The organism is Halomonas sp. NyZ770 (assembly GCF_020616575.1).
Lineage (GTDB): Bacteria > Pseudomonadota > Gammaproteobacteria > Pseudomonadales > Halomonadaceae > Vreelandella > Vreelandella hamiltonii.
Genome location: NZ_CP085143.1, coordinates 3,652,158 through 3,672,157 on the forward strand (window position 1 = coordinate 3,652,158; position 20,000 = coordinate 3,672,157).

General features: G+C 54.9%; 15 protein-coding genes. 8 read left to right on the forward strand and 7 right to left on the reverse strand.

Annotated elements, in window-relative coordinates; translation table 11 throughout:
- Positions 1–55: 55 nt before the first annotated feature.
- From LG409_RS16840 to LG409_RS16860, 5 genes are all read right to left on the reverse strand, one after another.
- Positions 56–1,564: a sodium:solute symporter family protein gene (locus LG409_RS16840; protein WP_039174978.1), complete on the reverse strand. Its 1,509-nt coding sequence runs from the start codon at positions 1,562–1,564 to the stop codon at positions 56–58.
- A complete protein-coding gene (locus tag LG409_RS16845) occupies positions 1,557–1,733 on the reverse strand; it encodes a hypothetical protein (protein WP_227407211.1) in 177 nt (58 codons plus the stop codon). Before LG409_RS16845 ends, LG409_RS16840 begins: the two co-directional genes overlap by 8 nt.
- Before the next feature lie 214 nt (positions 1,734–1,947).
- Entirely contained in the window at positions 1,948–3,330 is a 1,383-nt protein-coding gene (locus tag LG409_RS16850) for an IS1380 family transposase (protein WP_045632137.1), read from the reverse strand.
- Between the two features lie 155 nt (positions 3,331–3,485).
- Positions 3,486–6,488, reverse strand: a complete 3,003-nt coding sequence (locus tag LG409_RS16855; RefSeq protein ID WP_039174973.1) for a c-type cytochrome — start codon at positions 6,486–6,488, stop codon at positions 3,486–3,488.
- Positions 6,481–6,969 (reverse strand): (2Fe-2S)-binding protein, encoded by a 489-nt coding sequence (locus LG409_RS16860; RefSeq protein ID WP_039174971.1) that lies wholly within the window; start codon positions 6,967–6,969, stop codon positions 6,481–6,483. Before LG409_RS16860 ends, LG409_RS16855 begins: the two co-directional genes overlap by 8 nt.
- 439 nt (positions 6,970–7,408) lie before the next feature.
- Between LG409_RS16860 and LG409_RS16865 the strand changes: the two genes are divergently transcribed.
- Genes LG409_RS16865 through LG409_RS16880 form a run of 4 tightly spaced genes read left to right on the forward strand, consistent with a single transcriptional unit; the run spans position 7,409 to position 10,870 of the window.
- Entirely contained in the window at positions 7,409–8,569 is a 1,161-nt protein-coding gene (locus LG409_RS16865; RefSeq protein WP_227407212.1) for an FAD-dependent monooxygenase, read from the forward strand.
- Entirely contained in the window at positions 8,566–9,384 is an 819-nt protein-coding gene (locus tag LG409_RS16870; RefSeq protein WP_039174966.1) for an alpha/beta fold hydrolase, read from the forward strand. The genes LG409_RS16865 and LG409_RS16870 overlap by 4 nt, the downstream gene beginning before the upstream one ends.
- A gap of 15 nt (positions 9,385–9,399) precedes the next feature.
- Positions 9,400–10,167: an aspartate racemase/maleate isomerase family protein gene (locus LG409_RS16875; RefSeq protein WP_319799334.1), complete on the forward strand. Its 768-nt coding sequence runs from the start codon at positions 9,400–9,402 to the stop codon at positions 10,165–10,167.
- 22 nt (positions 10,168–10,189) lie between these two features.
- Positions 10,190–10,870 carry an N-carbamoylsarcosine amidohydrolase gene (locus LG409_RS16880; protein WP_039174963.1) on the forward strand — a complete coding sequence of 227 codons (681 nt, stop codon included), beginning with the start codon at positions 10,190–10,192 and terminating at the stop codon, positions 10,868–10,870.
- 40 nt (positions 10,871–10,910) lie between these two features.
- Here LG409_RS16880 and LG409_RS16885 read toward each other — a convergent pair whose 3' ends face one another.
- The gene (locus LG409_RS16885; RefSeq protein WP_039174961.1) at positions 10,911–11,393 is read right to left on the reverse strand and encodes a MarR family winged helix-turn-helix transcriptional regulator; all 483 of its coding nucleotides are present in this window, start codon (positions 11,391–11,393) and stop codon (positions 10,911–10,913) included.
- A 209-nt stretch (positions 11,394–11,602) separates the two neighbouring features.
- Here LG409_RS16885 and LG409_RS16890 point away from each other — a divergent pair, with 209 nt between their 5' ends.
- The 4 genes from LG409_RS16890 (at position 11,603) to LG409_RS16905 (ending at position 17,654) form a co-directional block, all read left to right on the forward strand.
- On the forward strand, positions 11,603–13,873 hold the full coding sequence (locus LG409_RS16890; protein ID WP_227407213.1) for a xanthine dehydrogenase family protein molybdopterin-binding subunit: 2,271 nt from the start codon (positions 11,603–11,605) through the stop codon (positions 13,871–13,873).
- Positions 13,873–14,841, forward strand: coding sequence for an XdhC family protein (locus tag LG409_RS16895; RefSeq protein ID WP_039174957.1), 969 nt, complete (start codon positions 13,873–13,875; stop codon positions 14,839–14,841). The genes LG409_RS16890 and LG409_RS16895 overlap by 1 nt, the downstream gene beginning before the upstream one ends.
- On the forward strand, positions 14,831–15,442 hold the full coding sequence (locus LG409_RS16900; protein ID WP_084123701.1) for a nucleotidyltransferase family protein: 612 nt from the start codon (positions 14,831–14,833) through the stop codon (positions 15,440–15,442). Before LG409_RS16895 ends, LG409_RS16900 begins: the two co-directional genes overlap by 11 nt.
- 226 nt (positions 15,443–15,668) lie before the next feature.
- Positions 15,669–17,654, forward strand: coding sequence for a methyl-accepting chemotaxis protein (locus LG409_RS16905; RefSeq protein ID WP_227407214.1), 1,986 nt, complete (start codon positions 15,669–15,671; stop codon positions 17,652–17,654).
- 126 nt (positions 17,655–17,780) lie between these two features.
- On the opposite strand, the gene katG is transcribed toward LG409_RS16905, so the two are convergent.
- A complete protein-coding gene (gene katG, locus LG409_RS16910; RefSeq protein ID WP_096921942.1) occupies positions 17,781–19,934 on the reverse strand; it encodes a catalase/peroxidase HPI in 2,154 nt (717 codons plus the stop codon).
- Between the last annotated feature and the right edge of the window lie 66 nt (positions 19,935–20,000).

The following is a 20,000-nucleotide window of genomic DNA, read 5'->3' on the forward strand; positions in this document are numbered from 1 at the left end:
ACAAACGTTCTATTGGTTGTCGGGTAAACCGGAATTTCAAGACACGCCTTTGGCGCTAGACTGCCGCCTCTTTAACGACCTGATCGGTGGTCGAAGGGTGTTTTTTGCCCAGTTCTTCTGAGATAGCCGCCAAGAAAGCATCGGTTGAAGCTTGATGAGGCTTGGTCACAAGGCTAACGCCGACAAACAGTCCACTAGCGACCAAAATGCCCCATACGCCAGAGGGTAAGCCTAGTAACGAGTTGCCAGTGGCATACATCAACAGTACGAACGCACTGGTGCCGACCACACTCGCTAGTGCACCGGCAGACGTACCGCGCTTCCAATAAAAGGCACCGATAATGGCGGGCACCATCGCCACCAAACCTGACGATGCAGCCACTGAAAGCACCGCAATGAGATCAAGCTGAAGCTCGGCAAAGGCCAGTGCCATGAGCGCAATCACCGGCACCACAAATTTCCCTACCAACAGCTGGCGCTTTTCACTGACATTCGGTTTAACGTTGGCATAGACATCACGGGAAACCATAGAGGCCAGGGTCAACATGATCGAATCGATGGTGGAGACAGCAGCGGCCATAATGCCGATCATCACAATCACCCCGAGCACCGGCGGTACAAACTCTGAACCCAGCAGTGTTGGCGTGGCTAAGTCAGCACGCTCCAAACTGGGAAAGGCCGCTAGGGCGGAGAAACCCCACAGCACAGATACCATGGTGTAGATAAAGCCAAACACCAGGAACCCAATCAGCATGTGACGCATTGAGCGCAGCGAGGAAGGCATAAACAGGCGCTGACTTACTTGCGGGTTGGAGATACTAAAGAAGAACCAGGGAATCGTTAGCCCAAGGAAAGTAACGAAACTGAACAGCCCTGAGCCTGGCACGGTTAATGACTGCGGATGCTCCGTCGCCAAAGTATTGAAAAGTGCGCTGAAACCACCCAAACCCTGAATAACAAGGAAGGCTACCAACGTTGAAGCGACAATCATCATGATGGCCTGAAGGGAGTCGGTCCACATGACTGAGCGAATGCCCGCAATATAGGAGAAGAAGATAGCAATCACGGTCGCCAGCACCACACCAGTGGTAAAGTTAATCGCACCATCAGTAATACCTTGCAACAGATAACCGACACCCGCGAGCTGAACGGCCGAGTAGGGAATCAGAAAGATACAGCTGGCAATCGAGACCGCCATGGCAACATGCTTACTGTTGTAACGGTGGCCTAACATCTCGCTGGGTGTTACAAAGCCAAACTTCTTGCCCACCGCCCAGAACTTGGGCCCAAAAATAGCGACCAGCGATACACCGGCAAAGTAGATAATTTCAAAACCCAGTGCGCCAACGCCACCAGCATAGGTAAGGCCCGCCAAGCCCACCATCATAAAGGCACTATAGGTGGTAGCACTGTAGCTTAGCGCTGAAACAAAGCCGTTCATTTGTCGGTTACCCAAGAAGTATCCCGACATACTTTCGGATGGCCCTTGGCGCGAGAGAATAGCAATGCCTACTGCGATCAATAAGTAGATAGCAATCGACCACCAGATGAGTGACTCAGTCATTGCTATGCTCCTCAAAATCTTTAGTGATAAACACATTCAGCGCAATGACGACCAACCCTGCAAAGGTCCAAAACAGGAAGCTGCCGTACCAGAGCGCCACATTGCTTAAAAAGGTGTAAGGCACTAAATAGCTCAGCAAGACAACTGCCCATACTCCCGTCTTATTCATGAGAGCTCTCAAAGTGACTCATTTTCGGCAGCTTGATGACCCTCTAACCGTTTTCGGGCTGGGGGGTACGATTTTCGGTAGTGTATTTACTTTGTCAGCGTAAAAACAGAAAGGTTTTGTGCCTGCTTTCAACTCTTTCACAGCTTTTCTTATCATTTAGGCAAGATAAAACCTCAGCCGTTCAGCCGATAACCTGTTTGTTGCGTGCCTCGGTTTAAGTTTGAGCCTGATGCAGTCGAGGCAAGTTTTTAAGCAGACTGGGCCACCATTTGCCGCCAGACTGTCCGATATGAACTGCTATTTTTCGCGCATGCACGGCCACGGTCGCTGCTGTTTTCAGGATCTGCTCGCGGACTTTGCGTATGCTCCAGCCCTTTTGTGTGACGCGCTCCATCAGCGCTCGCAGACTGTGCAGCATCTGATAAGCGTAGAGACTCAGCAGCAGGCTGACCTGATTGCGGCCCATCACCTGTTGCACGGTAGACGCACCACGGCAGGTAGAAGATAGGTGAACGTTGAGCGTGTCTTTCAGTTCGCCCATGTGCCCCTCAGCTTTCCCGCGTTTGCGGTACAGCTGCAGAATTTTATGCGGTGTCCAGTCTTTCCAGTCCAGGCTGGTGACTAGGAAAAAATGTTTTAAAAACAGATCATCCGGTTGCTCGCAGACCACTAAAATAATGCGGCGCGGCTTCTCCCAAGACTGTGCCTGATAGTAAAACTCATGGCACCACTCGCGTAGTTGATGGGTTGGCCGACCCACTGGGCGCTTGAGGTAGTGTGCCGCTTCGCGCTCAAGTACGGTATTGCTGGACAATCGACCAACATATTCAATATTGGCGTCATCCAGTGCCGAAAGTGTTGGGTTGCCAGTAAAACCCGCATCAAAACGAACTCTGACCTTGGTGCCGGTTGTCTTGCCAATCCGTTCAACCAGCTTGGGAATCCAGTGCTCAGCTTGTACTGCACAACCGCTGTTTCCCTCTCGTAACAGGCCGCCAACCATGTCGCCCGTTTCAGCGATAGAAGCCACCAGCGGTGAGTAGTGTGAATAACCAACATAGCTGTTGTAGCCCGTTCTGACTTGTTGGCCAAAAGTTTCAATGGGCAGGCCATCGACATCCAACGTGATCGATGACAATGGCTTGCCGCTGCGCATCGAAGACAGTCGCCACATGGCCATGTCGAGCAAACCGTCATGAAATGCAGACTGGTTGATATCTGTGGCCAACAGATTCAGAAGACGCGACAGGGTTGGCTGCGAAGGACGGGGCTGCTCTAGTGGCGTGGTGCTGCGCTGATCGCTGCAGGCCAGCTGCAAAACCGGGTCGTTTGCTAGTGTTTGCGTATCACTCAGATCGTCCCAGCCCAGCGCACGCTGAATCAGCAGAGTACGAAGCTGACTGGACAAACTATGTTGCACACGTGCGGGGTCACGATCATCAAGCAACTGCCGATCCAAGCTCTCAATCACACCGCTGCGATCGAGCACCTCGCGCAGCAAGAATGCACCGGCATCACTACTGGTTTTTTGTTCACTGAGCTGCACTGAAACAGATAAGTTGCAGGCTGGTTTCCAGCTTGGTAGTGTTTCACCCATGGCGAGCGGCCCTCTCTAATCAAGTTCTTGCCGAACATATTGATTATAAAGAATAAACCACTCGCCTTCTTTATTTTAGGTCAAGGCTCGTGAATAAGACGGGATACTAGCCATATCCATTTACTGCGTTTCATAGTCCACCTCGTTTTATTACGTCAGGGAGTAGAGTGAGTATTGTTGTGGTGAGGCTGGCGTAAATCAGTGATACGTTTTTCTAGTTGTTGCCAAGGCGCTTTATCTGGGGCGAAACGCGCTCGGAGGTAGCTCGTCAAATCACCGACCTGAGTATTACTAAAGCTGTCGGCAAAACCCGGCATACTGCCGATACCCGGCACATGTTCTGCGTGAACACCGCCAAGAATTGACTGAATAACATTGTCGGGATGATCGCTATGCAAGTTGGTATTCAGCGCCAGATTGGTGCTCGCGCGTGAAAAAGTTGGTACGCCGGTTTCCACATGGCAAGCCGCACAGGCGCCCTCGAATAGTCGCTCGCCTGCCTCCAACCCCGGTGCCCCGTCCGCTGCACTGGCCACGCGCTGTTCGGCCCCCGCCACGATCGCCTCGCTATTACCCGTGGGTGCCTGCATCTGTGCGGCAACATAATGGGCTATGGCTCGCACATCGTATTCAGGTAGCTCAGCCAAGCCCGCCACTACAGGAGCCATAGGGCCAGAAGCAACACCATGCAACGCTGACTCGCCATGGCGCAGATAGTCATACAGGGAGGCTTCACTCCAAGGTACGGGGGCACGTGACAGCGTGTTGAGCGGAGGCGCTTCCCAGCCATCTACAAAGGCACCTGCCAAGTAAGCGTCACCGCGTTTCTCGGCGCCCATGGCATTGCGTGGGCTATGGCAGGCGCTGCAGTGGCCTAAGCCTTCGGCGAGATAAGCCCCGCGATTATACAATTCACTCTGCACAGGATCTGGCTGGAAAGGGGTCGGATCGTGATAAAGCGCGTTCCAGCCCGCCATCAAGGCGCGCACATTGAAGGGGAAAGAGAGTTCGTTCGATGGCTTTTCAGCAGCGACGGCAGGCTGGGCCATCAAGTAGGCATAGAGTGCCTGTAAATCGGTATCGCTTGTTTTGGCGAATGCTGTGTAAGGAAAAGCAGGATAAAGGTGGCTACCATCACGGCTGATACCATGGCGCATCGCCCGTTCAAAAGCCGCGTAAGACCATTGGCCAATTCCGCTGGCTTCATCTGGGGTAATGTTAGTGCTGTAAAGCCTACCGAAAGGGGTCTCAAACCCACGCCCACCAGCATTGGTCACTCCACCTTCTGTGGTATGACACGCCGCGCAGTCGCCTGCAGCCGCAACGAGTCGCCCGCGCTCGATGGTCTCGGCGGAGTAAAGATTGGCGGCTGGCCGTGAGGCAGGCGCAATGGCCCCTTTCCACGGCCATGCCATGGCCGCTGTGCCCGCAATAGTGGTGAACGCTGCAGCGGCTAGCCAGCGCCGTTTCATTGACTGCGGCTGTTTCAATTTAGATGGGCGCTCTCCTTCCTCGATGGACGAAGCTTCGAGTGCCTGGCGCACGCGCTGGGCAGTAAACGGTGGTTGGCGAAAACGCAGGCCGGTGGCATCAAAAAGCGCATTGGCTATTACCGCAACACCCGGCGATAGCTCCGCACTGGTTAATACGTCTTCACCGACGGTTTGATTAACACCTTCCTCAACAGGGCTTGGCGAAGAAGCAATGGCTGGTAGTCCTGCTGAAGCTTCGCTCTTCGTCAGCTTACGACTGCCGTCACCCCACTCGTCGAAACTGGGCGCCTGCCCCAAAAGGGGGCGCGCTTCACCCAAGACCCGGGCCTGTAGCGTTTGCTGAAGACGATCAGTATCCACATCAACGCCGACGTCCTGACCAACTACCAAACGGGTAAGCTGAACATCGCCGGTAACACGATTGACCTCCACATCGGCAATCCAGGCAGAGCGGACTCCCGATTCCACGCGCTGACTCCGATCGGGCAGCTGAGAATAGGCAAAGCCTCGCCCGCGCAGTAGCTCCTGAGGCAAAGAGTTCGCTACTGGACTGGATACCCTTTGCCACTCGGCACGTTCAGCAACGGACTCTATCAGCGCTATGCCACGTGCATCGTCAAGATGGCGAAGTCGCAGCGCGACAGGGTCTTGTTCACTCTCACGGGCAACCTCATCTAGAAAGGATTCCCGCGCAAACGTCTGCTGTATTCCTATCAAGGTGGAATTGGTGGAGAGCGAGGCTGGCTGGGAGCGTGCGGCAAGGTATTGATCGAGAAATACATAAGGCGAGAACGGCGTTGTGTCTTGCTTGCCGATGATGGGCTCCTCAAGGCTAGAGATCGTTATCGAGGCCCTGCCACTTAACAACAACCCGACGGCAGCCACCTCTCCAGTGAGATTGGCCTGCTGATAGTGATAACGGGCTATCTCACCACTGCTGGTAATATCCGCGTTTAATGTAATTCGCTGCGCTTGGCCCAATGCCTGAACATCTTTGGCGTAGCGGGCATCCAGCCAAACGGCTATCGGAGTGCCCACCACCCGTGACATCAATGCCGCATCCACGGCGGCATCGTCACCACAGTGGCGGCCCAGCCCTGAAGCCTGATTTGATGCGTATACACCATCGACGCTGTAAAGCTCAATCTGGCTAATATCCAGCGCGGTTAACCGGCCTAGGTCCTGTTTAAGCGCCGTTGGGGTGACAGTTTGCCCCCACACACTCAATTGTTGATCGCGACAATCGGCAATTACCCAACTGGGATGATTGCCCCAGTGCATGCGACTCGGCCAGCCATACGCATGTTTCGAATGCGTGTATGCCGGGCTAGGCTTAACAAGAGGCGATTCAGAGGGCGCTTGATCGCTCTCGGGCGTTTGGTCAGCAGCCTGCCACTCAACCTTCAGCTGTTTAGCGGCGTCGGTCGCCAAGGCTAAACTATCGGCAACCACCCCCACAAAATTCCCTTCCACGACGACTTCAATAGATTCTGATAGTGAGGCAATGCTGCTGCTATCGACGCCAACTAAGCGGTCACTCTCAAAACGCTCACCATTCCACCAATAGTAAGGTGGGCGCACGACGACACCGAAACGTGCCTGCGCCAGCAGCTCGGGGATGTCAGCATGTTTTTGCTGGCCATGAAGCACCGCCCCTTCACTCATAAGAAGTCTCCTGCAACGCGGCCGCGTTAAGGATCACGGCACGCTCTGCTGCCTGGAGGATTTCAACATGGGTGCCACATCGGCAGAGGTTATGCTCTAAAGCGGTGCGAATCTGCTGCGCAGAGGGTTGGGTATTATGATTTAGCAGCGCACGAACAGTAATGATCATGCCGTTCACACAATAGCCACACTGGGCTGCCTGAGCATCGATAAAGGCTTGCTGTACAGGATCAAGCGCACCGCCTTGGGAAAGGCCATCAAGGGTGGTTACCTCATGGCCAACGGCAGCGGACACGGGCAGCACGCAGGTGCGTGCTGCCATGCCATCAATCAATACGCTGCATGCCCCGCACTCACCCAGACCACACCCATACTTGGGTCCATTGAGCGCCAGGTCGTTACGCAACACATTGAGCAGTGGTGTCTGCGGCGGCACAGCCAGCTCGCGTTCTTGCCCATTGATAGTTAGCTTAAGCGTCATAGGGGATCATCATCGTTATTGTTAAGCCCGCCCTCTTGCTCTGAATGGGCTTGGACATGACTTAGATATTACTAATAAATACCGCCTTCCAAACACGCTTCGTAGCACCCTAAACCCGCCTATTTTCATCTACGCAAATCGACGTGCACCAGCTAGGTGCAGAGCAAACACTCATCGAGCATTAAAGGTGCGTACGCCATAAAAACAAGCCTAATAAACGTATAGCACTCAATCGATACGTTTTTCAAGTTTTTAGACAAAATCAAAAAAACAACATTAAATCCATTAAATTCATGCACTTAAACAAAAACAACACCTTTTTTCCGTTAAAAAATAATTTCGAAACTAATTCTTGACCAAGAAATAAATGGTGTATACGTTGTTTTATAGCATTCTAAAAACGAGTGGTCGGCGAATAATACAGCGAGGAAACCAGGATATGAACAACAAACCCACCATCGCCGTTATTGGCGCAGGACTTGGCGGCGCCGCTGCAGGCGCGCTGCTGCAGCAAGCGGGTTACTCCACCAAGGTTTACGAACAGGCACCAGCGTTTGCGCGACTTGGAGCAGGCATTCATCTGGGTCCCAACGTGATGAAAGTAATGCGTCGCATGGGGATCGAAGAGCGACTCAATGCCATGGGCTCACACCCCGATTACTGGTTCAGTCGCAATGGCATGACTGGCGAGTATCAGTCACGTATCCCGCTAGGCGATTTTGCACGTGAAAACTATGGCGCGACCTACATCACCGTACACCGTGGAGACCTGCACGAATTGATGGTCAGCACGCTTGACCAGGACAACCTCTTTTTCGATAAGCGCCTGGTCGATGTGGATGATAGCGGCGACAAAGTGGTCATGACCTTTGCCGATGGCTCAACCGAAGAGGCTGATTTGGTGATCGGCGCTGATGGCGTGAACTCGCGCCTACGCGAGAAGCTTCTAGGCAGTGAAGCGCCGATTTACAGTGGCTGGGTTGCCCACCGAGCGATTATCTCGGCGGAGAAGCTCAAGGCGTACGACCTGGATTTCGAAGCGTGCGTAAAGTGGTGGTCGGAAGATCGTCACATGATGGTGTACTTCGTAACCGGTGACGAAAAAGAGTACTACTACGTGACGGGCGTGCCTGAGCCTGATTGGAATCATGGCACCTCTTTTGTCGATAGCTCGCGTGAAGAGATGCGGGAGGCCTTCAAGGGCTACCACCCCACCGTGCAGGCGCTAATCGACTGCACTGAAAGCGTCACCAAATGGCCACTGTTGGAGCGTAATCCTCTACCACTGTGGCATGAAAACCGGCTGGTCCTGCTCGGTGACGCCTGCCACCCCATGAAACCGCATATGGCCCAGGGCGCCGCGATGGCCATTGAAGATGCTGCCATGCTGGTGCGCTGCCTTGAACAGGTGGGTGCCGACGATTATCAAACCGCGTTTGAGCTTTATCGCACCAACCGCTTTGAGCGCGCCTCTCGCGTACAGCAAGTCTCCCACGACAATACCTGGCTGCGAGAAGACGAAGACCCTGCCTGGGTGTTCGGCTATGACGTTTTCGAGGTACCGCTGAAGCAGCCAATCAACGAAGGGAGCCCGGTATGAGTAGCACCTATCTCTATGGCGCCAACCTCTACGCCAACGGCATTCGTCAGCACTATTTGCGCTTCGGTGACAGCGCCGACGCCTCGCGCCAGCCGCTGGTGCTGATACCCGGCATTACCAGCCCCGCCATTACGTGGAGTTTTGTTGCGGAGCGCCTGGGTCAGCACTTTGATACTTATGTGCTCGACGTTCGTGGGCGTGGTTTATCCTCGACTGGCCCAGACATCGCTTACGATACCGATACCTGTGCCGATGACGTCATCGCTTTCATTGACGCACTGGAACTGAAAAATGTCATCCTGGCGGGCCACTCCATGGGGGCTCGCTTTGCACTTCGAGCCGTGAACCGTGGCGCCAAGGGCATCGACAAGCTGGTACTGATCGACCCGCCCGTTTCAGGACCAGGCCGCCGGGAGTATCCCAGCAAACTTCCCTGGTATGTTGACTCCATACGCGACTGCACCCGGGGCGCCGATATCGAGACCATGCGCCACTACTGCCCTACCTGGAGCGACGAACAGCTAAGGCTGCGTGCCGAGTGGCTGCACACCTGCTTTGAGCCAGCCATCGTTCAGGCGTTTGAAGAGTTTCATAGCATCGATATCCACCAGGATTTTCCTGGCATCAAGGTGCCCACGCTACTGATGTGTGCGGGTAAAGGCGGGGTTATTCAAGATGAGGATCGCGCCGAAATACGCTCCCTGCTACCTACGATTCGCATTACCACCGCGGAACAAGCGGGCCATATGATTCCTTGGGATGACTTCGACGGCTTTTTTGCCGCCTTTGAAGACTTCCTGGGTACACAACTCTAACAAAGGCCAATGATCATGACCCACGAAACCATAACCAAGCCATTCCGTATCGGCCAGATTGTACCTAGCTCCAATATCACCATGGAGACTGAGATCCCAGCGATGCTGGCGGCGCGACAGTTGATTCGACCAGAACGTTTCACCTTCCACTCCAGCCGCATGCGCATGAAAACCGTCAGCAAGGATGAGTTGGCCGCGATGGATGCGGAGTCAGACCGCTGCGCCCTGGAGCTGTCTGATGCGGCAGTGGATGTCATGGGCTACGCATGTCTGGTCGCCATCATGGCCATGGGCCCCGGCTACCACCGTGAATCCCAGCAGCGGCTGCGCAGCCGCACCCAAGAGAATGGCTGCGATACGCCGGTGGTCACCAGTGCAGGTGCGCTGGTGGATGCCCTGGGTGTGATGAATGCCAAGCGTGTGGTGGTAGTGGCGCCCTATATGAAACCGCTGACCGAGATGGTGGTGGACTATATCCGCCAGGAAGGTATTGAGGTGCTCGACTACCGAGCGCTTGAGATTCCCAATAACCTGGATGTTGCCCGCCACGATCCCGCCAATCTCCCCGAGATTGTCGCTAGTCTCGACTTGACCAATATCGATGCGATTGTGCTGTCAGCCTGTGTGCAAATGCCATCGCTGCCTGCCGTTTCCAAGGTAGAAGCGTTAACTGGCAAACCAGTGGTGACTGCTGCTATCGCGACCACCTACGCCATGCTTAAGGCGCTCGACCTGGAGCCCATTGTTCCGGGTGCAGGCGCGCTCTTGTCAGGGGCTTATTAGGAGATAACCAGGAGATAGCGCCATGACGAACCCCAGCCAAGCAACAAGCAGCGGCGGTGCAAGTGACAGCTCTTTAGAGGACAGCTTAGATAGCAACTACAAAGGCGTCTGGGATGGCCGCATTGGTTTTGGTAAAAAACCCGTGTTACTGGTCGTTGATTTTATGCAGGGCTACACCACCCCCGGCTCGCCGCTATTTGCCCAGGGCGTGGTGGATGCCATAGCCAATATGCCGCCGTTATTAAACACCGCACGGCGGACGGGCACACCCGTGATCCACACCAACATCCTGTATCACGCCCCGGATCAAATCGATGGCGGCATATGGGTCAAGAAAGCGCCAGTCATGCGAGCGATGGTGGCGGGCAACCCTTATGCGGAGTTCTGCCCCGAGGTGATGCCAAATGACGAAGAGCTAGTGATGACCAAACAGTATGCCAGCGCTTTTTTCGGCACATCGCTTGCTTCAACCCTCGTCGCGATGGGTATCGATACATTGATCATTACTGGCTGCTCCACCAGTGGCTGCATCCGCGCCACTGCCGTCGATGGCCTGCAACATGGCTTTCGCGTGATGGTCGTTCGGGACTGCGTGGGCGACCGCCACCCTGCGCCCCATGAAGCCAACCTGTTTGATATCGATAGCAAGTATGGGGATGTGGTTGGGCTGGATGAAACGCTAGGTTACTTAATGAAGCGTTAGACGTATCCCAAAACGCGGGAACGCGAGCCTCTCTTTTGACTTACCCATCCGCGTTCATTTTTTCCAGCAGATGCAGCAAAGCGATCCGCTCTGCCGGGTTGAGGTTTTTCATGGTCTGATCACTGATCTGCTTGGCGCTAGGCACCATCGCCTCCACAAGTGCCGCACCGGGCTCGGTGATCACCACCATGACTTTACGTTGGTCATTGGGGTCGGTGGTGAGCGAGATCCACTCACGTGCTTTAAGGCGTTTAATCACGCCACGGATGGTGGCTGGATCAATCGCCGTGGCGTTGACAATATCGGTTAACGAGCTGGGGCCGCGCTCCATCACTGTACATAGGGTGACAAACTGAATGGCCGTGAGCTGTTTATCGCTGCTGTAGCGTTGAAAAATAGCCGTATGCCGCTGGTAGGCTTTGCGAAGTAGATGCCCTACTTGCTCAGAAAAATCGTACCCCTGCTCTGAAGGCGTAGGGTGTTCGCCGGAAGACGAGTGTTGGCGCGCACTATCCGTTGTCATTCCATATCCTTAATCTATTAGCGACGACGTGTATCGAGTATGACACTGGTTAACAAAACGATGCTTCAACGTATCAAATACTGCTTGCGCTGGGTCAGCCCACCATGTTTTTATGGCGTACACACTGTAATTTTACCTTAGTTATCGCTCTTTGATCACCTCAAATCAATCTGCACTGATTACCTAAAACGCTAGCGTGGGAGGCAGGCATGGCCGATAGATCAGACTATACAAGAGAGTCGCTGCTGTATGGTTCTGATATTCTGGTGATCTATCGCGACCCTGTTGCGCCCCCCAAGCCCGCGCCCGGACAGCCAGGTACACACTCAAACTTCATCCCCCAAGAACCCGAAATATTCATTGCCGTACTGAGCGATGGTCATATCATGGCTTTCAACGGCCACGTAGACCTGGGCACTGGCATACGCACGGCGCTCGCTCAAATAGTCGCAGAAGAGCTTGGCGTCGCGTTCGACAGCGTTACCATGGTGCTGGGCAACTCCGTTGAAGCCCCCAATCAAGGTCCCACCATTGCCAGCGCGTCAATCCAAATCACTGCCGAGCCTCTACGCCGAGCGGCAGCCCAGGCACGGGAGTACCTATTAACACGGGCCACCAAGCACTTTGACACTGAGCGCTCGCGACTTAGCTGCCAGAACGGCGCTATTTCGCCAAGTGATAATCACCGCTCATCCGTCAGCTTTGGTGAGTTGCTGCGGGGCACCCGTCATGCATTAAAGCTGGCCGATGAGGTGCCGCTCAAGCCGGTCAGCCATTATACCCTGGTCGGCCAATCGACCTCCCGCGTGGATATACCTGCCAAGGTTACCGGGCAATTGACCTTTATCCACGACCTTCGTCTGCCTGACATGCTACATGGGCGAGTGATTCGCCCGCCTTATGTAGGCCACGACAGTGGCGACTTTATTGGCAACAGTCTAATCGCGGTAGATGAAAGCTCTGTGGCACATTTGCCAGGTGTGGTAAGCGTCGTGGTGGTCGGTGATTTTGTGGGTGTAGTAGCCGAGCGCGAAGAGCAGGCCGCTGCCGCAGCCAAACAGCTAAAGATCCAATGGCGCCCGACCGAAGGTTTGCCTCAGCTGAACGACATAGAGCAAGCTCTGCTCGACCTGCCCAGTAAGCAGCGTATCCTCCTCGAAGAGGGTGATCTCGACAGCGCTCTGGCCGCCACACAACATCCGCTCAATCGCCACTATGTGTGGCCTTTCCAACTGCATGGCTCCATCGGCCCTTCATGCTCTGTCGCCGATGCCAACGAAAATGGCCTTCACGTATGGTCGGGCACCCAAAATCCGCACAGCCTGCGCGCCGACCTCGCCCGCCTTACCGGTTTGGATGAAGGCGTTATCACCATTACCCGCATGGAAACTTCGGGCTGCTATGGCCGCAACTGCGCCGACGACGTTGGCGCGGATGCCGTGCTGCTCTCTCAGGCGGTAGGCCGCCCGGTGCGTGTGCAGCTAACCCGTGAGCAGGAGCACACCTGGGAGCCTAAAGGGGCTGCTCAGTATATGGCCATCCAGGGCGGCTTGAACGCAGATGGCAGCCCGGCAGGCTATCGCTTTACTACGCGCTACCCCTCTAACAGTGCGCCCACCCTGGCACTGCTACTGACCGGTGCTACCTCGCCAATCGATATTCCCTTTGAGATGGGGGATCGCACGTCGGTGCCGCCCTACCGCTACCCTCATCGCCAAATAGTGTGCGACGACGTTCCGACACTGGTGCGCGCCTCCTGGCTGCGTGGCGTTTCGGCGCTGCCCAGCACCTTCGCCCACGAAAGCTATATTGATGAGCTCGCCTATTTGGCAGGCGAGGATCCGATCGCCTATCGATTGCGCTATTTGACTGATAACCGCGCCTGCGATCTTGTCAAAGCGTTAGCCGAACGCGCGAACTGGAAACCCGGCATCGCCAACACCAACCCGAGAAGCGATGGGGAGTGGCGCTATGGCCGAGGCTTCGCCTACGCCCAATACGTGCATAGTAAATTCCCAGGTTTTGGCGCTGCGCTCGCTGCCTGGATGATTGAGCTTAAAGTCAATGTGCAGAGTGGGCGGATAGTCGTCGAGAACCTATGTGTAGGTCAGGATGCTGGCTTGATGGTGAACCCCGCTGGCGTTCGCCATCAGGTGCATGGCAATGTGATCCAGATGCTCAGCCGTACTTTAAAGGAGCGGGTAACCTTTGAAGAGGGTTTACCGACCAGCAGAGAATGGGGCGGCTACCCGATTCTACGTTTCACAGAGCTTCCTCCCATCGACGTTATGCTACTTGATCGCCCTGAACTGCCACCACTCGGCGTTGGGGAGTCTGCCTCACTGCCCGGCGCTCCCGCGATTGCCAATGCACTTTTTGATGCCATAGGGATACGCTTTACCCATCCTCCTTTTACCCCTGACACTATTCGCGATGCACTGAAAGCCGCTCTTCGACTCCCCATGGAGGCAGCGAGCTGATGCACCATCTTGATCTACAGGTTATCGAACGGGCGTTGAAGTGGGCCAACCAGGGGCTGACCGTCTGGCTATGCACCGTTCTGAAAACCTTTGGCTCGGCCCCCCGAGAGCCTGGAGCCATGCTGGTAGCATGTTCGACCGGCGACTATTTGGGATCACTGTCTGGTGGCTGTGTCGAAGAAGACTTTATCGCAAGGCTTCAAAATGGTGAGTTTAACGAATCGCTGCAACGGGTACACTATGGCGGTGAGACTGGTTCAGCGAATATTCGTTTACCCTGCGGTGGCAGCCTTGAGGTACTGGTTGAACGGCTGGCGCCCAACACCGAAAACCTCACTCACCTAGAAGTGATGCATGCCACGTTACTGGGTCGCCAACCGCTCATCCGCTGCGTCAAACTGGATGGCAGCGGTAAGCGCTTTAACCTCTCGAATAACACCGAGCCCACCGTGGCCTTCGATACAGCTAGCGTCAATATTCGCATAGGCCCTGCACTACGGCTGATCATCGCGGGGATATCCGCGATCTCTACGCCATGCGCCCTGTTTGCACAAACGCTGGGCTTTGAGGTGATTGTCTGTGATCCCAGAGATGAAGCTCGGAAAAATTTCGCTGTCGCCGGCGTGGAAGTGCAGGCGGTACTGCCCTCTGTGTTTATAGCCTCGGGCGGCTGCCATGCCAATACCGCCGTTGTCGCACTGACCCATGATCCGCGTATTGACGATTTAGCCATGATGGAAGCCGTCCGAACCGATGCTTTTTACATTGGCGTGATGGGCTCCCTTCAAACTTCACAACAGCGCGCCGAGCGTTTGCTACGCTCCGGCGGCCTGACGGAAACCCAGTTAGCTCGAATTGTCATGCCCATTGGCCTGAACCTGGGTAGCAAAACACCCGCAGAAATCGCCCTAGCCGTGATGGCCGACATTGTGCGCCTTTACCGAGGAAAAGAGCGTCATGCCTTGTAGCGACATTATCGTTATCGTAATGGCGGCTGGCCAATCAAGCCGCTTTGGCAGCGACAAAAGAATAGCGCAATTAAATAGCGGAAAAACACTCTTAAATACCACTTTATCGGCCATTCAGAAACACTTTTCCAACATTAGCATCGTCATAAAACCTGAGGACAACCTCGAGTCTCTCGAACTCTCTGCACAATTCTCTACGATTATTAGTTCGCGAAGTCACTTGGGCCTGGGCTATAGCATTAGCGATGCCTTCAGACAACTATGCAGCGATGAAAACACGCAGCATTACCGAGCAGCAGCCATCTGGTTGGCCGATCTCCCCTGGGTAAGTCAAGAAACATGTTGCAAACTAACTGAGAAGGCTACACCAGAGTGCATCGTAAAACCATCACACCAAGGAAAAACCGGCCATCCTGTTGTTTTTGGTAGAAATTTTTGGAAAGAATTAGCGCATTTAGAAAACACGAATGGCGCGAACACTGTCATCAAAAAGCATAGCAACCGTGTTATTCATGTCTCTCTTGATGATCCAGGCGTGTTCACTGATGTTGATTACCCCAATGATTTAACAAGATCACTAAAAAACACAAAAGATACATAAACGATACATGAAAACCAAACAAAAAATACATTAAAAACCAGAAAAAATATTAGCCCAGCACTATCATGCTAGATTAAAAACATCAAAAACAATGAAAGCAAACGCATCATGCACCGCCAATGTTTGACGGTAGCAATACAACTCCTAGGGAACCATAAAACAGCCAGAAAATGACACTCACCAGCGCCCTCGTGATCTACTTCTGGCCAACACTTCGAGGCAACAAATGAAAAAAATTTCTCGTCTCTCACTGACGCAGAAACTGCTGGTCGCAGTCGCGCTTCCTCTCGTAGCGGTAGCCGTTATTTTAGGGTTTGTGGTCAATCAACAGCTTAACCAGGCCATTCCTGCTTTAATTGACAATGCCGGTAAGCGGCAGGTAGAAGCGCGGGCCGATGAGATCAGTCGCTGGATTACCGGGTACCGTAACTGGATAGCCGTGCTGGCTCTGGATGAGCGTTTGGTGGAAGACGTGCCGCTTGCGTCGCACCGCGATTGGCTCGAAAAGCGCTACCCGCCGGGGGGCACGATCGAGTCACTGTTCTTCACCGATGCCACGGGTGCTACGTTAACGCACGCTGGCGTCAACTTGCAGATAGCCGAACGTCCTTATTTCAAAGCCTTGGTGACTGACGGCACCCAGGATAGTCTGCTAAGCGATCCGGTTATTTCCATGGTGAGCGGCCTGCCAACGGCCATTGTCGCTGATACGGTATTCGATGAACGTGGCAATCGAGCGGGACTGTTGGGCATGACCGTCTCCATGGCTGCCGTGTCTGATATCACCTCCGATATTAATGTTGGTGAAGGCAGCTACGGCTGGCTCATCGACAGCCAAGGACAGGTCATTGCCCATCCGGTTGAAGAGTACCGCATGTCGCTCAATTACACCGATGCCGACCAGCAGGGCTACCAAGGCATGGATGCATTGAGTCAGCAAATACTCAGCGGCACAGCGGGCTCCGGTGAAATAACCATGCCCAGCGGCGAGCAGACCGTGCTCATGTGGAGTCCAGTGGAAGGCACTTCCTGGGTGGTGGGAGTCACTGTTCCCATCACTGCCTTTACCACCGTGACAAACAGCCTGCTGCAGTCGCTGCTGCTGGCGGGGGGCGTGCTCTTGATATTGCTGCTGCTGGTGGTTGCCTATGCGGCGCGGCGCTCACTTGCGCCTATCAAGCATACCGCCAGTGCCATGGCCGATATTGCCAAAGGAAAAGGCGATTTGACGCGCCGTTTAGAAGCCAAAACTCAGGATGAAATTGGCGACCTGGCCCATGGCTTTAATGCCTTTGTCGAGCGCATGCAGTCCACCCTTCAGGAAGTTCGCACGAATGCACGAACAGTTCTATCCGATGCCAGCGATATGGCAGCAGGAACTCAAGAACTTTCGTCTCGCACGGAGCAGGCAGCGGCTAACCTCCAAGAAACATCTGCTTCGATGGAGCAGATCCACTCTACGGTATCGCATACTTCTCAGGCCTCGGAACAAGCGAATAGTTTGGCGCTTGAAGCCGCCAGTGCCTCAGAACGGGGCACTGAGTCCATGAATCAGATGGAAGCCAAAATGGAAGCCATCAGTGACTCTGCCAATAAAATCAGCAACATTATTGGCTTGATTGACTCGATTGCCTTCCAGACCAATATATTGGCACTTAATGCATCGGTCGAAGCGGCACGCGCTGGAGAGCAAGGTCGCGGGTTCGCTGTGGTAGCTAGCGAAGTTCGTACCTTGGCCAGTCGCTCGGCTTCAGCGGCGCATGATATTCGCGAGCTGATTGATATGTCCGTGAGCCACTCGAAAGAGGGCGGTGAAATCGTCAAAGCAGCGGCTGAGCGCATGAAAGAGATTCGACTCAGCGTTACTCAAGTGACAGATGTCATCGCCGAGATAGCCGCAGGAGCCCGCGAACAAACGGCGGGGATACAGCAGGTCAATACAGCCGTGGCCGAGATGGATATGATGACTCAGCAGAATGCTGCCATGGTGAGCCAAAGCGCCACGCTGGCCTCTAACATGCGAGATAACGCCCAAAGGCTTGATCAACTGATGCATGAATTCGTACTTCATGAAGGAGGCATGCCCGCCTCTCCTGCCCCTTATGCCACTAAGGCCCACTCAGCGACAGATTCAGCCTTTCTTCCTACCCCTGATCGCCACCCCTCAAAAACTAGGCAGAAACATGCAGTCGCGGAATGGGAGGAGTTCTGATCCCTCTGTGCTAGCGACGATTGGAAAGCACCTCAGAAAGGACTTTGGCACGTAAAGACTCGAGGGCTGCAGATAGCAAAAACCCCGCATCTTTAGATGCGGGGTTTTTGCTGGCACTAATAGTGATTACGCGACGTCAAAGCGATCCGCATTCATCACCTTCGTCCAGGCGGCCACGAAATCCTTGACGAATTTCTCGGCGTTATCGTCCTGGGCATACACTTCGGCGTAGGAGCGCAGCAGCGAGTTGGAGCCAAACACCAGGTCCACCCGCGAAGCGGTCCATTTCACGGCACCGGTCTTGCGGTCGCGAATTTCATAGGCGTTGCTGCCCACCGGCTTCCAGGTGTTGGCCATGTCGGTCAGGTTGACGAAGAAGTCGTTGGTCAACTGGCCTTCACGGTCCGTGAATACGCCGTGTTTGGTGCCACCGTAGTTGGTGCCCAGCACACGCATGCCACCCAGCAGCACGGTCATTTCCGGGCCTGTCAGGCCCATCAGCTGCGCACGGTCGAGCAACATCTCTTCCGGCTTCACGATGTACTCTTTCTTCTGCCAGTTGCGGAAGCCATCGGCCAGCGGCTCCAGCGGTGCGAAGGAGTCCGCATCGGTCAGCTCGTCAGTGGTGTCGCCACGGCCTTTCAGGAAGGGCACACGGATATCGTAGCCCGCCGCCTTGGCAGCTTGCTCGATACCGACGCTACCCGCCAGCACGATGATATCCGCCACGCTGGCACCGGTGTCGGCTGAAATCTGCTCGTAAACGCTGAGCACTTTGGCCAAACGCTCGGGCTCGTTGCCTTGCCAATCCTTTTGCGGTGCCAGACGAATACGCGCGCCGTTGGCGCCACCGCGCATGTCGGAACCACGGTAGGTACGGGCACTGTCCCAGGCCGTCGCGACCATCTCGCCGATGGACAAACCGCTGGCCGCAATCTTCTGCTTGACGACTTCTTCACAGTAGTCGGTGCTGCCTGCGGGCACCGGGTCTTGCCAGATCAGGTCTTCCGCCGGTACTTCCGGGCCGATGTAGCGCGCTTTCGGGCCCAGGTCGCGGTGGGTCAGCTTGAACCAGGCCTTCGCGAAGGTCTGCTTGAAGTACTCCGGGTCCGCCATGAATTTTTCACAGATGGCGCGATACGTCGGGTCCATCTTCATCGCCATGTCCGCATCGGTCATGATCGGGTTATGGCGAATGGAGGGGTCGGTGGCGTCGACCGGCTTGTCTTCTTCTTTGATATCGATCGGCTCCCACTGATGGGCACCGGCGGGGCTCTTTCTCAGCTCCCACTCGTAGCCAAACAGCAGGTCGAAGTAACCCATGTCGAATTTCGTCGGGTGAGTGGTCCACGCCCCTTCGATGCCCGACGTGACCGCCTTGCTGGCTTTACCGTCCATGTGCGGGTTGTTCCAGCCAAAGCCCTGGTTTTCGACGTCGGACGCTTCGGGCTCGGCACTCAGCGCACCGGCATCGCCATTACCGTGGGCCTTGCCCACCGTATGGCCACCCGCCGTCAGCGCGGCCGTTTCTTCGTCGTTCATCGCCATGCGAGCGAAGGTTTCGCGCACTTGCTGGGCGGTCTTCAGCGGGTCGGGCTGGCCATTCACGCCTTCCGGGTTTACATAGATAAGCCCCATCTGGACGGCCGCCAGCGGGTTTTCCATGGTCTCGGGCTTTTCGACATCGCCGTAGCGCTCGTCGGAGGGCGCCAGCCACTCTTTCTCGTCGCCCCAATAGATGTCTTTTTCCGGCTCCCAGATGTCCGCACGGCCAAACGAGAAGCCGTAGGAGGGCAGACCCATGGACTCATAGGCCACGGTACCTGCCAGGATCATCAGGTCGGCCCAGCTGATCTTGTTGCCGTACTTTTTCTTGATCGGCCACAGCAGACGACGAGCCTTGTCCAGGCTGACGTTGTCCGGCCAGGAGTTGAGCGGCGCAAAGCGCTGGCTGCCAGTGCCACCGCCCCCACGGCCATCGGCGATACGGTAGGTGCCTGCGGAGTGCCACGCCATACGAATCATCAAGCCACCATAGTGGCCCCAGTCGGCTGGCCACCACTCCTGGCTATCGGTCATCAGCGCATGAACGTCTTTTTTCAATGCGTCGAAGTCGAGCTTGCGCACTTCTTCACGGTAGTTGAAGTCTGCGCCCATCGGGTCTGATTTATGATCTTGCTGATGCAAGATATCCAGGTTCAACCCTTCTGGCCACCAGTCCTTGTTGGAAGTACCAGTCGATGTGTTGCCGCCATGCATGACAGGACATTTACCGCTCATAGCTCTCTCCCTTATTGCTCTATGCCTTGGAATGACCAAGGGAACAAGTACAGTGCATCTGCGCTG